The organism is Brooklawnia sp. (assembly GCF_032229645.1).
Taxonomy (GTDB): domain Bacteria; phylum Actinomycetota; class Actinomycetes; order Propionibacteriales; family Propionibacteriaceae; genus Brooklawnia.
Genome location: NZ_JAVTWX010000118.1, coordinates 16,924 through 30,476, shown reverse-complemented (window position 1 = coordinate 30,476; position 13,553 = coordinate 16,924). Strand labels below are relative to the sequence as shown.

14 protein-coding genes are annotated in these 13,553 nt (G+C 62.4%); 8 read left to right on the top strand and 6 right to left on the bottom strand.

Annotation, left to right across the window (positions count from 1 at the left end):
• Positions 1–138: 138 nt before the first annotated feature.
• The 4 genes from AAFP05_RS08940 to AAFP05_RS08925 all read right to left on the bottom strand — a co-directional run bounded on the left by AAFP05_RS08940 (position 139) and on the right by AAFP05_RS08925 (position 2,847).
• On the bottom strand, positions 139–570 hold the full coding sequence (locus AAFP05_RS08940) for a lasso peptide biosynthesis B2 protein (RefSeq protein WP_341729512.1): 432 nt from the start codon (positions 568–570) through the stop codon (positions 139–141).
• On the bottom strand, positions 567–824 hold the full coding sequence (locus tag AAFP05_RS08935) for a PqqD family peptide modification chaperone (RefSeq protein WP_341729511.1): 258 nt from the start codon (positions 822–824) through the stop codon (positions 567–569). The genes AAFP05_RS08940 and AAFP05_RS08935 overlap by 4 nt, the downstream gene beginning before the upstream one ends.
• On the bottom strand, positions 796–2,487 hold the full coding sequence (locus tag AAFP05_RS08930) for an asparagine synthase-related protein (RefSeq protein WP_341729514.1): 1,692 nt from the start codon (positions 2,485–2,487) through the stop codon (positions 796–798). Before AAFP05_RS08930 ends, AAFP05_RS08935 begins: the two co-directional genes overlap by 29 nt.
• Positions 2,488–2,730: 243 nt before the next feature.
• Positions 2,731–2,847: a lasso RiPP family leader peptide-containing protein gene (locus AAFP05_RS08925; protein WP_341729510.1), complete on the bottom strand. Its 117-nt coding sequence runs from the start codon at positions 2,845–2,847 to the stop codon at positions 2,731–2,733.
• Between the two features lie 152 nt (positions 2,848–2,999).
• Between AAFP05_RS08925 and AAFP05_RS08920 the strand changes: the two genes are divergently transcribed.
• The 7 genes from AAFP05_RS08920 to AAFP05_RS08890 all read left to right on the top strand — a co-directional run bounded on the left by AAFP05_RS08920 (position 3,000) and on the right by AAFP05_RS08890 (position 9,919).
• A complete protein-coding gene (locus AAFP05_RS08920; RefSeq protein ID WP_341729509.1) occupies positions 3,000–3,734 on the top strand; it encodes an ABC transporter ATP-binding protein in 735 nt (244 codons plus the stop codon).
• A gap of 80 nt (positions 3,735–3,814) precedes the next feature.
• A complete protein-coding gene (locus tag AAFP05_RS08915; RefSeq protein WP_341729508.1) occupies positions 3,815–5,053 on the top strand; it encodes a hypothetical protein in 1,239 nt (412 codons plus the stop codon).
• Between the two features lie 111 nt (positions 5,054–5,164).
• Positions 5,165–6,076, top strand: coding sequence for an ATP-binding cassette domain-containing protein (locus tag AAFP05_RS08910; RefSeq protein WP_341729507.1), 912 nt, complete (start codon positions 5,165–5,167; stop codon positions 6,074–6,076).
• A gap of 78 nt (positions 6,077–6,154) precedes the next feature.
• Positions 6,155–6,931, top strand: a complete 777-nt coding sequence (locus AAFP05_RS08905) for an ABC transporter permease subunit (protein WP_341729506.1) — start codon at positions 6,155–6,157, stop codon at positions 6,929–6,931.
• Positions 6,932–7,017: 86 nt separating this feature from the next.
• Positions 7,018–8,202 carry a histidine kinase gene (locus AAFP05_RS08900; RefSeq protein ID WP_341729505.1) on the top strand — a complete coding sequence of 395 codons (1,185 nt, stop codon included), beginning with the start codon at positions 7,018–7,020 and terminating at the stop codon, positions 8,200–8,202.
• Entirely contained in the window at positions 8,199–8,894 is a 696-nt protein-coding gene (locus tag AAFP05_RS08895) for a response regulator transcription factor (RefSeq protein ID WP_341729504.1), read from the top strand. The genes AAFP05_RS08900 and AAFP05_RS08895 overlap by 4 nt, the downstream gene beginning before the upstream one ends.
• Positions 8,895–8,962: 68 nt before the next feature.
• The gene (locus AAFP05_RS08890; RefSeq protein ID WP_341729503.1) at positions 8,963–9,919 is read left to right on the top strand and encodes a CPBP family intramembrane glutamic endopeptidase; all 957 of its coding nucleotides are present in this window, start codon (positions 8,963–8,965) and stop codon (positions 9,917–9,919) included.
• Here AAFP05_RS08890 and AAFP05_RS08885 read toward each other — a convergent pair.
• A complete protein-coding gene (locus tag AAFP05_RS08885; RefSeq protein ID WP_341729502.1) occupies positions 9,906–10,934 on the bottom strand; it encodes a beta-propeller fold lactonase family protein in 1,029 nt (342 codons plus the stop codon). The two genes, AAFP05_RS08890 and AAFP05_RS08885, sit on opposite strands and share 14 nt — an antisense overlap.
• A 70-nt stretch (positions 10,935–11,004) precedes the next feature.
• The gene (locus tag AAFP05_RS08880) at positions 11,005–12,474 is read right to left on the bottom strand and encodes a DUF2252 domain-containing protein (RefSeq protein WP_341729501.1); all 1,470 of its coding nucleotides are present in this window, start codon (positions 12,472–12,474) and stop codon (positions 11,005–11,007) included.
• Between the two features lie 144 nt (positions 12,475–12,618).
• Between AAFP05_RS08880 and AAFP05_RS08875 the strand changes: the two genes are divergently transcribed.
• Positions 12,619–13,431, top strand: coding sequence for a Bax inhibitor-1/YccA family protein (locus tag AAFP05_RS08875; RefSeq protein WP_341729500.1), 813 nt, complete (start codon positions 12,619–12,621; stop codon positions 13,429–13,431).
• Positions 13,432–13,553: the final 122 nt, after the last annotated feature.

Genomic DNA, 13,553 nt, shown 5'->3' with positions numbered 1-13,553 from the left:
GTTGGGCTAGGCTCAACGTAGATGCGCCAACGCTCAGCAGCACAGCGACACCGAAGCGCTTCCAATGAGGACGCAGTTGGGTGGCTAAGAGGGAAAACACGCCTTGAGTTGCCCTGCTCTCGTCGCCGTGGTTTGTGGTCATGAAACGGCCCTGCCCGCGCATACGGTCATGAGTGGCTGGAAGTTATCCTTCAAACCGTTGGGTTCCCCAACAGGTTCACCATCGACTTCGACCCAGGCGTGAGCACGAAAAGGCAGTAGGCACACGCCGGTGTGCCACTCCGGCCAGACGCCGTCCATCCGCAGCAGGAGCGCTATGGCGATGGATCGGTCAAGGCACCATCGTCCCGAACAGCGTGTGCTGACCGTCACTACGGCCTTGTGAGCAGCAAGGGTCTCGTCCATGCTGGCTGGCTTAGCGGCGCGACTGATACGCCTCAGATGCTTCTCGATCGTTGCTGGTGGTTTCCTCGCTAAATATCGGGCGCTGACGACTGCGATAAGTGCGGCCAGGCCTCTTGGCGGGGTCAATCGTGTGTCGGAGCGGGCCACGACGACAAAGTCACTCATTCGATGATTGCTCCGATCTCTTGTAGCTGATTCAGGATCGAGTTGACGTCGCTGGCGACGCGCTCTGAATTGTCGGGATACTGCTCGCTCAGCGCGATGGTGACTTGGGCAACGGAATGCCCATCGATCACCGATTGGAGGAGATCTGCGCAGGTCTGGTTGAGCTGCCAATATTCCCCATCTGTCAGGTCGAGCAGTACGCCACCACCCTCGACTTGAGTGAACCTAAAATTGTTGGCGAGAGAGTGTGGCATGTCGTTCTCCTTGATGCTGAAGGGCAAAACGCAACCAGATTTCAGTGCCCAGTGTGTTATCGAGGAACCGCAGAGGCTCCGTGCTTGGGTGTATTGCGGTGAGGAAGTCGCAAAACGCTGAAGCGTCAATGAGGCCTTGGTCGTGAAGCAGCGAGCCGGTCTCGAATTCGCGGATCATTGAGGGGCGGTTCTCAGCAAGGCCTGCGTAGGCTTCCGCGCTGTAGTCACCTTTAGACCTGCGGGTGCGTAGTTCGGGTGGGATCGTGTTTGGCATGGCGGCTTGAAGAACAGGTTTGAAGACGCCATGAGCGACGCGATCTGTGAGCTGTACTCGGAACGCGAGATCAACGATCCTGTCGTCTAGGAAGGGAGCCTCGAAGTCGACCCCATATTGCTGTGCGGACTGTGACATTCTTCGGATTAGGGTGCCGTCTGCGTTAACCAGCCGCAACATCTCGAAATCGATGACCGGAATACTGTCAGCTTCGGCAAGAATTGCTTTGGCGGAGTCGTGGATGAGATCTCTGGCGGACTCGACTGCGGTTTTCGTTGCCCAAGGCGGCATCCGCGATTCGGGTTCCCAGTCAACCTGAGGGTTCATGGTCAAGCCGGAGGTGAGGTTGTTAGCCATGTTCCGTAGCCACGTCGCGTGCGGCTCAGAGTGGATGAGGGCGCGGTAGGTCGCCACGGTCTTCCAGCGGGCGATTGCCTGCATGCCACGAACGGGGCGTAGAGCCCGCAGCGGATTCTGGCGGATGAGTGCATGAAGATGAGTGAAGGACGTGGAGAATAGTTCGTCGCCGCCTAGTCCAGTCAGGTGCAGTGTAGAACCATGCTGGGCCACTCGCTGAGCCAGACATCGATTGAGCCCAAGCGTACGGAGCGCCGGATAGGGGGAACCCAAGTCGTTGTCAGCATTCGCGGACCAGTCGGTGTACCAAGGTTTTGCTTCGTGCGGGTTGATTTGGATATGACGTCGAGAGCGCATTCTGCTGCTGGCTAGCACTGCCCAGTGGGCGTCATCGTTGGTAACGTCGCGGGCGTTCTGTCGAACCGTGAGCAGATCGTCTGTGTGCTCGTCCGCCAAGAACGCCAGCGTGGTCGAATCGAGTCCTCCGGACAAGTCACTGCTCAAGACGGGTGCTAACGCTGCGCGGGTAGCGACACTTGCGTGGAGCGCTGAGTGCAATTGCGGAGCAAGTTCAGTGAGTGGCTCCCGGTGAGCGGGATACGACCAGCGAGGCACAGTCGAAGCCGAGCCATCCGGCTGAATAGTGATGCTGTGAGTTGAGGGCACCAGCCGCACACCCTCCCACAGCGGTTCGTCGGATAGCGGCCACGGCGCGCGTGGCGCCAACAGCAACGTTGAGATAAGTTCCGTCCTGACACTCGAACCGGCAAGCTCAGCTAGCAATGCTGCTCGGCTCGCTGCGACGGTGACATCGTCGACTCGGGAGCAGAAGATTTGATGTGTTCCCGAGAGAGTGCCATGCGCCCTGACTCTTGCGTCATCCCGCGCCAGAATGGTGAGATAGGAACCGGCTACGTGCTCGTAAAGAGTGTCGATGTGGTCCACTAGCTGGGCAGTTTCAGCCTCGGATCGCGGCTTGCCAAGATCCGCTGTCCCGAATAGCAGCAGGCGTGACGCTCGTGATCTCACCATATGCACTTGCGTGTCTGTCCATGAACCGATCACCCAAGGCCTGCCTGAAGCATGTTTGACCATACGCCCGTAACCGATTCGCTGGAGGTGCTCGGCGATCCCGGCCGCCCGATCAGTGTCAGGCAGAATGCATATCTCCACAGCTTCCCTTTCCGGTCCATCAAGATGGCCGTCTGCCACATCGCTGAAGCCACGAGGCAGGCGGCCACCTGTCTTACGGTAAATTCCTACGGGAGTCAGCGCTCAGAGCCACCAACCGCCGAAGAAGTCGATCCAGTAGCCACGACGGGTGGCGTTGGTCAGCTCATCGAACCCACCGATCTTGACCATCGACGGGGCCTCGTAAACAGACTTTGACATTTCTCTACCTTTCTTGACTTGCCTGGATGACCGAATGCGAGTGCACTCGATCAGTGCTGTCGCACGTGACAGAACCTATGAGGACACACTCGCGCGGACAATCAACCCGTGGTTGGTGGATCAGACGTAGTCCGGTCCCTATGGTGCGCAGCATGAGCGTCGTGAGTGCTGGGGCATCGGGGCCGTCTGGGGTGTTGCTGACCGGCGAGTTGGGGGCATTCGAGCTGCGGAAGGCATTCGGTGACCGGCTGGTGTTGGCGGGAGCCACTCTCAGGGTGCCCGCGTCCAGCTCGGTGGCCATCATGGGGGTGAGCGGTTCTGGTAAGTCGACGTTGTTGCATCTGCTGGCTGGTATTGACCTTCCGGATGCTGGGCGGGTGCTGCATTCGACTGTTGATGGTGCGGTGGAGGTGTCTGCGTTGGCAGCGCCGCAGCGGACAGCTCTGCGGCTGAGGCATTTGGGGCTTGTATTCCAGCGAGACTTGTTACTGCCGGAACTGACTGCGCAGGAGAACGTCGCGTTGCCGTGTTTGCTGGCCGGCGTGGCGAAACGAGACGCGTTGGCAACGGCTGATGCCCGATTGGGAGAGTTGGGGTTGGAAGGCCTTGGACAGCAACGGCCCGGTCGGCTGTCGGGTGGTGAGGCTCAGCGGGTTGCGATCGTGCGTGCGGTTGCTGCCGGCCCGCGGATTGTGTTCGCGGATGAGCCGACTGCGGCTTTGGATCCAGAGACTGGCGCGGCGGTGATGAGGCTGCTGCTGGCTGCGACCACTGGCAGGGGCCGCACGTTGGTCGTGGCGACCCATGACCATGATGTGGCGGCCGCGTGCGACAAGGTCGTCGAGTTGCGTGACGGTGTGATCACGGAACGGCGGGCCCAGGGATGAATCCGGTCGAACTCGGATGGTTAGTTTATCCATCTGGCCGGACGGCCCGGGATGCCGCGCCGACAATGGTGGCGGCGGGCGTGGCGGGGCTGGTCGGGTTCACGGTGTTGGAGGTGGCATGGCGGTTATGGCTGTTGCGAGACAGCTACGTGGGATACGCCGTGCTGGCCGTTTGGTGTGTGGTGACGCTGGTGGTGCCGGTCACGGGCGCGGTGGGTGCGGCAGCGCGTCTGCGCGCCCGCCAGCAGGAGGATCGGATCGCGGTGCTACGGCTGATGGGGTTGTCGGTGGGCAAGACCAGGTTGTTGGTCACCATTGATGCGCTGGGGTCCGCGGTGGCGGGGCTGCTGGTCGGATGGGGATGCTCGAACGTGGTGGCGACGCTGACCTGGCTAATGCCGCTGGGCGGGGTTACTGGAGGCGACCGTCCACCGTGGGAGTTGGCGGTTGGGGTGGGTTTGGGTCTGGTGGGCCTGATCGTTGGCAGTGCTTTGGCGAGGATGCGTCAGGCGATTGCCGCTCCGATGGGGACGACCAGCCGTGTCCAAGCCCGCCAGGTGGGGTGGGTTCGATTAGTGATTTCGGTGGTGGGGATTGTCGCATGCCTGGTGTTGTTGCAAGTGGTGACAGCGAGTTGGGGCGTGGTGGGAATCATCGTGGTGCTGGTCATCGCAATGATCGTCTTGATGGGAGTTTGGGGTCTGCTGGGGCCCTATCTGGTGGTGCTGGGCGCGAAGCGGTTGCTGCGCGCTGACTACACACCGGTCGAGTTGGTGGTTGGCCGAACGTTGCTGGACGATCCGGGCGCGGCGTGGCGGCAGGTATCAGTGCTGGCGTTGATGAGTTTCTTAATCGTGCCATCGGTGTCCGTCTTGGGGTTTCTTGATGCTGTGGGGCGAGGGCCTACCCAGTTGAGTGCAGTTCAGGTCGGGTTCTTTGGTGATATCGGCCGAGTGGTGGTGCTGACCACCGTGTGCAGTTTTGTGCTGGTCGCGTGCAGCAGCGTGGCCTATCAGATTGCTGCGATCATCGAACGTGCCGATGTGTATGTGGCGTTGACCCGGCTCGGTGCCTCGGTACGGGAACTGCAGACTGCGCACCGGCGGCAGGTGATGACGCCGGTCGGCGTGGCGGTGGCCGGACCGGTTGTGCTCGCCGTCGTGGCGACATTTCCGTTGACGGCGATCGCGGTGGTGACCTCGCCCTGGTCGGCGCTGGTCATCGTCGGTTGCTTGGGGCTCGGAGTGACGCTGCTGCGGGTCGGCTGCTGGACGGCGCAACGCTATCTGGCCCGAACTGTCCGTCGGGTACCTGTGTGAGAGCCAGTAGAAGCTACGGGTTTGGAACCACGGGTTGAAGCGCCACCGTCGGGTGTGCTTCTAGCGTCGTTGTCATCCGAGGGTAATCGATCAGACAAGGCGGTGCGGTTGATGGTGATTGAGGTCACTGGATTGAGTAAGCGGTACGGCCAGGCGTTTGCGGTTAAAGGTGCCTCGTTCACTGTGCAGCCGGGGCAGGTCACTGGCTTTCTGGGGCCAAACGGGGCAGGTAAGTCCACCACGATGCGCTGCATTGTGGGCTTGGATCATCCCACCAGTGGGCAAGCGCTGATCGGCGGGAAACGCTACGCCCAACTTGTTGCCCCGCTGCGGGAGGTGGGGGCTTTGCTGGACGCAGGTGCAGCGCACCGGTCACGGACAGCGTGGAACTATCTAGCCTCGATTGCCGCGACGCACCGGATCGGCCGATCTCGGATCACAGAGGTACTGGGCCGTACCGGCTTAACGGGCGTAGCGGGCCGCAAGGTCGGTGGGTTCTCTCTTGGTATGAGGCAACGGCTTGGAATCGCGGCAGCTTTGCTGGGCGACCCTCAAATCCTGATCCTTGATGAGCCAGTCAACGGATTGGACCCCGAAGGTGTTACTTGGGTACGCAACCTGCTACGTCAACTCGCCGATGAGGGACGGACCGTGTTCTTGTCCTCCCACTTGCTGAGTGAGCTCGCGCTGATCGCTGATCATTTCGTCATCATCGGGCGTGGCAGGATCATCGCCGACGCTCCACTGAGCGAACTCACCGGTGATCAGCGTCCCAGGGTGCTCGTGCGCACCAACCGTGCCCAGGAACTGGTCGAACTACTGGCCAGTGACCGGGTGACCACGCACTCGGATCAGCGCGGCCTGCTGGAGTTTGAAGGGATCACAGCTGAACAGATCGCCGTCCGCGCTTTCGATAACGGCATCGTGCTGCACGAACTGGCACCGGTCCACCAAACCCTTGAAGACGCCTACAACGCGATCACCCGCGATGCCGTCGAATACACCAGCACCAGCTACCAGTAGAGCAAAGGGAGAAGTCTCATGTCGCACTGCGCACCAACCCTCACTCAACACCACCCAGCCCAGGCCAGCCAGCAACAGATGGGTTCGGTGCGGGCTGGGTTTACCGGTGCAGTCAACTCTGAGTGGATCAAGTTCTGCGGGCTGATCTCGAACAAGGTCCTGGCGGGGGTTACCTTTGTCCTGATCGTCGCGAACGCGGTGCTGATGCCGTGGGCCTACGTGCTGCGTGATCGCGGCTCGGTTCAGTCCGACTACGATCCATACCCGGAAATGGTGATCGACAAGACCGCGTACATCGGGTTGATCCTGGCTATCCTGGCCACGCTGGTCATCACCAACGAATATCGCTCCGGCCAGATCAAAACCACCCTGCTTGCCACACCAACCAGAACCCCGGTACTGGCAGCGAAAGCCGTGATCGTCGCTGGGATCGGGTTCGTGATCGGGGTGGTCTCGGCCGGGATCGGCTACGTACTTGCACCAGTCATCTTGGCGAGAGGCGGCTATTCCTACATTCTCACCACTTCCGACGCGGTGCGGCTAGTTCTCGGCTCGGGGCTGTATCTGGCGGTGCTGCCAATCCTTGGCCTTGCTGTCGGAGTGCTGGTGCGCAGCGTCGTCGGTAGCGTGCTAGTCGTGCTCGCATTGATGCTGATTGTGCCCTACGTGCCGCAAATCTTCTCTGCCGCCGGCGCCATCATCACCCAGTACTTTCCCCTGCAAGCCGGATCACGCCTCCTCACGGTGATCGAACCAGGCAGCCTGGATCCATGGGCTGGCTTCGGTATTCTGCTATTCTGGACCCTCATCGTGGTCGTGATGGCTGGCATTGCCTACCATCGGCGAGACGCATAGCCAGCCAGGCACCCCCGCCTTGGGACACCACCAGCCGACGTCCCAGACCCGATGCACCGAGCAAATGCGTGAGCGCGAGGATAGGTATGGCAGACCGACCCGTTGACGCCGAAGGCGACTGGGACGACATCGCGCGCCGCCTGTGGCCGATCCGTGACTGGCTGGCCCGCCACCCCCGCGGCACCGAGTGGGCGGTCGTCGCGGGCTGTGCCGCCATGCAAACACTGACCGAACCCATCGTTGAGCATCCCGCTCGCATACCAGTAGTAGCGCTTACCGCACTCCCACTAGCGTGGCGGCGTCGCCATCCGGCGACCATGCTGATCATCGCGGTCGTAGCCGGCACCATTTGCTCAATCCTGTGGCAACAAAACTACGTCAGCATCCCCTTCGCGTTCGCCCTGTACACCGTGGCTAACCTGCAAGGCCCCAGACGAGCCCTCCTCAGCTACGGGCTCGGAGTCGCCATCCCAATCACCGCCACCCTGGCCAGCTACCTGCACCAACCAGCCAGGACCTCACCCACACTCCTCGACGCCCCGGCCATCATCGCACTAGCCATCGGGCTATCAGTACGTGCGCAGCGACAACGAGCCCGGCTACTGGCCATTATTTGGGATGAACGCGCCGAACGGGCCCGCATCACCGAACGTGCCCGAATTGCAGCCGACATGCACGACGTCACTGCCCACTCACTATCCACCATGGTCGCCCTCGCCAACGGCGCAGCATCCGCCTGGGCCAAACACCCGCAACGATCAGCCGAAGCCATGGCCAAGGTCTCCGAAATTGGGCGCGGTGCCCTCACCGAAATGAACCGCACCCTCCAGCTCTTCCCCGACACCGACACCAGCACCGACCCCGCAACCACCCAGCAATCACTAGAAGACCTCATCGAGGTATTCCGATCCACCGGCATGCCCGTCAGATTCACCCGCCACGGCGACTTGCCACCAGCCGACCCCGAACTCCAACTCACCATCTACCGCATTATCCAAGAAGGCCTCACCAACGCGCTGCGCTACGCCCAATCAGCCACCCGCATAGATGTCGAAGTCCACAACACCGGCCAGCAGATCGACATCACCATCACCGACAACGCCACCAATACCCATACCTCCAGCGTTGGCAGCGGCCGCGGCCTATATGGAATCGCCGCCCGCACCCAACGATTCAACGGCACCAGTCACGCCGGACCACGTCCACAAGGTGGCTGGCGCACCCACGCCATCCTCCGTACCCGCCATAACGCAGAAACCCCACCAACATGAGCACCCCACCACCAATCACAGTCGTCCTCGTCGATGACCAGGAGTACTTTAGGCAAGGCACCACCCTGCTCCTCGATGCCACCGACGACATCACCGTCGTCGGTCAAGCGCGCACCGGCGAAACTGCACTCCCACTCGTAGCCGCTACCAAACCAGACGTCGTCCTTATGGATATCCGCATGCCGGGCATCGGCGGCATCGAAGCAACCCGCCGCATCATTACAAACCACCCCGCAACCCGCGTCATCGTGCTCACCACATTCGACCTCGACGAATACGCCTTCGGTGGACTCGACGCCGGCGCCAGCGCCTTCATCCTCAAGAACAGTCCACCAGAAACCATCACCCAAGCCATCCGCATCGTCGCCAGTGGCGAAGGGATCGTCGAACCACGCATCACCAAACAACTCATCGAGATGTACACGCGCCGCATCACACCTGCCCCACAACTCCAACTCGACGACACCATCCGCGACATCAACATCCTCAGCCCCCGTGAGCAAGACGTCTTCCACGCCATCGCCCAGGGACTATCCAACCCAGAGATCTGCGAACAGCTCAACCTCGCACCCGCAACCGTCAAGAGCCACATCAACCGTATCTTCTTCAAACTGAACTTCCGCGACCGCGCCCACGCAATCATCTACGCCCACCGCAACGGTCTCACCAATGACCCGCCAGCCCGACACTGAGCTGTAGGATCGGGAAATCAAACCGAAATGGTCGCTGGCTTGAACGACGAGCATCTGGTGGAGAGAGAATGAGTGAACCAGTCCAGCAGAGTCGTTCGTCCGGCTGGCGGCCGGTCATCATCTACTGTCTGATCGCTTATGGCCTGGCCTGGCTCGTCTGCATGCCGCTGTGGCTCGGTGATGGGCTCGCCAGCCCGCTGTTCACGGTCTGTTCTGTGCTGATGATGTTGACCCCGACGATCGCAGCGGTGATCGTGACGAAATTCGTCGAGCATCGTCCGGTGCTGGTGAGCCTGGGCATCAAGCCCCATGCCTCGGCCGGCCGGACGATCGGTTTTCTGCTGCTCGGCATGGTCGTCATCTTTCTGGTGGTCCTGCTTGGGTTGGCCTCTAGCGCGCTGCTCGGTACCTACCAATTCGACCTGGCGAATCTCTCCGGATTCCGGGTCCTGCTCGATTCGCAACTGGACGCGGGAGGCACCTCGGTCGAATCGCTGGGCATGCCGCTGCGACTGATCTGGGCGCTGCAGTTCGTCAACGTGATCGTCGGCTCGGTGCTCAACACGATTCCGGCTGCGGGCGAGGAGATCGGCTGGCGAGGCTTTCTGTTCCCGCGATTGCTCGTGCTGGTCGGCCCGCTGCCGAGCGTGCTCATCTCGGGCGTGATCTGGGGATTGTGGCATGCTCCGCTGATCCTGCTCGGCTACAACTATCCGAGCAATCCCGGGCTGGGGCTGGCGGCGATGTGCGTCCTTACCACGGGTGTCGGCGCGATCTTGGCCTGGCTCAGACAACGAGGTGGCTCGGTCTGGCCTGCGGCGCTCGGCCATGGCACCCTGAACGCGGCGGCCGGATCGTTCATGATCATCTTCGCGGACGCAGACTTCACCGTCGACACCCTCAGCGGGACGATCATGGGCTGGGGCGGTTGGCCGGTGCTGGCGTTGACCGTCATCGTTCTCCTCGCGTGCAAGGCCTTCCGTCCGCTGCCCCAGCAGGGAGTTCTCCCGGTCAGCGGTCGATGACCTCTATCCAGTAAGCCCCCAGGCCGGCCGGGAAGGTCTCCACCAGCGTCAACGCGGAGTCGACATCCGGACGATACTGTCCGACGACCCGGTCGAGCTCGGAGGCGACCAGCAGATCCCCATTCGGCAACACGGCGAAACCACGCGGCTGGGCGACCACGCTGGAATGGGCGGTGACTCCGCCGAGCACACCATGGCTGGCGATGTCGAGTGCGGTGATCGTCGCCTGGTTGCGCTCGGAGCAGTAGAGCCGGGTCTCGGATTCGTCCAGGTGTAGATCGGCGCCCCAGATCAGCCCCTCGGCGCGAGGATCGGCGCCGAACCGGCTGTGCTTCAGGCCGCGATCGGTCGGCATGCAGGTCTGTGCTGCGACGAACGCCAGTCGTCCGGAGCTGGTATCGCGCCGGTAGTGCAGCACCTCGCCGGAGTATTCGGTGTTCACATAGACCGAGGTCTCATCGGACGAGAAGATCAGGTGCCGCGGTCCAGAGCCGGCCGGCGCCGCCACCGTCGGCGGATCCAGCGGGTGCAGGCCGGTCTCGGCGTCCACCGAGTACTGGACCACCAGATCGTCGTGCAGACAGACGTAGTAGGCGAAGGCACCGTCGGAGCTGACCTGCACGCTGTGCAGATTCGGGTAGCTGATCGTTTCGCCGAGCGGCGACAGTGAGCCGTCCTCGGCCACGGCCAGCACCCCGCCCACACCTTGGTGGTAGGACGCCCAGAAGAGCCTCGAACCGTCGTCGCTCAGCTTCAGATAGACGGCAGAACCATCGATATCGGCGCGTCCGATCGGTGACAGCGTGCCCGAGGCTCGATCGAGCTTCAATACGACAACCCCGAATGGCTTGGTCGTCCCGGCGAAGACCAGATCGCGACGAGCGTCGACGGCCAACGGAAGCCCGGGAGCGCCGACCTCGCTGACCGCGAGCGGTGTCAGCCGATCGCCGCTCAGATCGAAGGTATTGATCGTGCCGTCCTTCGAATTACCCACCAGCACCAGAGAAGAAGTCATGGTGCGAGTTTAGGACGCTGCAATGAATTATCGCTGGGTGTCGCGTCGGTGATCGGGCGCCTGCTCCTCGCTATTTTTCGTCGGCTGAGGTATCGATCGGCAGCCGGCCTGCCTGCACTGCGCGCAGCAGGGCCGCATGGTCGACCTCAGTCTGATCGGCATAGGCCCTGGCGAACGCGGCAAAAGCCTGCGCGGCTGCGTCCGAGCCGCCGAGGTAACCGGCGATCCTGGACGCGCCGGAGGTACGCGCGTGGCTCTTGGCGAGCAGCAGGCCGAGCACTCGAGCGTAGTCGGCCACCGCCTCGGCGCCGAGGCCGTCGATGACCACCGCACCCTTCATATTGCGGTACTGGCGCACATAGACCTGCAGCGCGGGCGAGCCCGGCATCTCGGTGTACGGACCCAGATAGGTCGAAGTGCTGTGCTCGGCGAACGCGGGCAGCGTGGCCCAGCCCAGCAGCGGGTCGCTGGCGGTCTGCAAGGCCTGCTGATACTCCACGACGCGCTGGCCCTGATGGGGGTGCCATGCCTTCGAGCCATGAGTGAAGCGCGCGAGCACCGAGCGCTGGGCCTGCTTCAGCTGTAGGAAGATCACATCGTCGGGCGATGAACCCTCCAGCAGCGCGATGAACGCCCGAAGTCCTACCGAGCCGACGCCGACCACCTTGTGCGCGCAGTCGACCAGTCGGTAGCCACCGATCACCCGGCGCCACTGCAGCGGCAAGGTACCGAGGTAGTCATCCAGGGCCTGGGTGATCTGCTCGAAGCGGGCGTCCGAGACCTTGGTCAGCAGGGCGCCGTCGGGCCTGATCTCGAGCGCACCGCCCTGGCTGGTCGTCAGTTTCGGTAGCGCGCGATCGCTGGTGCGCTGCCTCGCCTTCGCGGCCGCGCGGGAGACTTGGTCGCGTAGCGACGGCTCGATCACAGTCTCGCCCAATCGTGCCAGGTCAACCCGCAGGAAGCTGCGGGCCAGCAGCGGAACCTGAGCCAGATTTGCGAGCTCGTCGCGGTAGGCGGTGACGCACGCCCTGACGGCCTCGCCACATTGCTCCTCGCTCATCTGGTTCTGCCGCCCGGCCACGTACACGCTCGCGACGAGCCGCCGCATGTCCCATTCCCACAGGCCGGGATGCGCCTCGTCGAAGTCGTTGAGGTCGAGCACCTGCTCACCCTCGGGCGAACGATAGAAACCGAAATTGCCGAGATGGGCGTCTCCGCAGATGATCGCGTTGATGCCGGTCGCGGGCACGGACGCGCAGTCGCTGGCGCAGACGTTCGCGGCGCCGCGCAGGAATCCGTAGGGGGAGGCCGCCATCCGGGCGACACGCACGCCGATCAGCCGGGGAACGCGTCCAAGATGCGACTCCATGATCTGTTCGATGGGATCGGGACGGTTGTCCGCAGGTCTCCAGTAACCCAACGTGGCGCGCGGAACCTTGATCCGCAGGCTCTTGCCGTAGGCGCGTGACTCGGCTCGGCTGGGGATCGGTTTGCGCACGGAACGGAACGCTTCGGCGTCCATCATCGTCTGCGTCGACATAGACCAGAGTGTACGACCTGCACTGCGGGATGACATCGAAACCGCTGGCGCCGGGGACATCCCTCATTGGTTAGGGCGCTCGACTCGAATAGGATGACAGCGACGCCGCGAATAGCGATGCCGATGACAAGCAGGAGGACGCTGGTGCGCAGTAACAATCCCGTATTGACGGGCCGGAATGCGGTTACGTATTACAACCCGAATCAGCAGCAGGGTGGCTACGCCCAGACCGATTCCTACGGCTATCAGAACGGATACGGTTATACCCCGCAGCCACAGCAGGCCGCCGGACGAATGACCATCGACGACGTCATCACCAAGACGGCGATTCTGATGCTGACGATGGTGGCCGCTGCGGGCGTGTCTTGGATGCTGGCTCCGGTCTCGATGCTCTATCCGATCGCGATCGTGGGTTCGCTGGTCGCGTTCGTGACTGTCTTGATCGTCTCAATGCGCCAGAAGGTCTCGGTCCCCGCGGTCTTCGCGTACGCGATCGTCGAAGGCTTGATGCTCGGTGCCTGGAGCAAGATCTTCGAGTACATGTATCCGGGCATCGTGCTGCAGGCCGTGATCGGGACGATCATCTCCGCGTTCGTGGTGCTCGCTGCCTACCACTTCCTGGGTGCGCGGGTGCGTGGACGCCTCGCGCAGATCGTGGTGGCCTCGATCATTGCGTACGCCGTGATGTCGCTACTCAACCTGATTCTGCTCTTCGCCGGTGTGAACCTCGGCTGGGCGAGCATCGGCGCCAGTGCCGGTCCGCTGGCCTGGATCTCCGCTGCCCTTGGCGTTGTGCTGGCCGCCGCAAGCCTGCTGATGGACTTCGAGGTCATCGAGGTTGGCGTCCGTAATGGTGCTCCGGAATCGGAGTCGTGGCGCAGCTCCTTCGGCCTGTTGGTCACAATGGTCTGGCTGTACACGAACCTGCTGAGGATCTTGAGCTTCTTCCGGAACTGAGGATTTCAGCTGCAAGGCAGAGACATGCACCGGCCCGGAGTCACCCCCGGGCCGGTGTTTTAGCGTCTGGATCCACCCGGCGACGCAGCGGCTGCCGGAAGTGGCAGTGGCTGTCGGTTTGT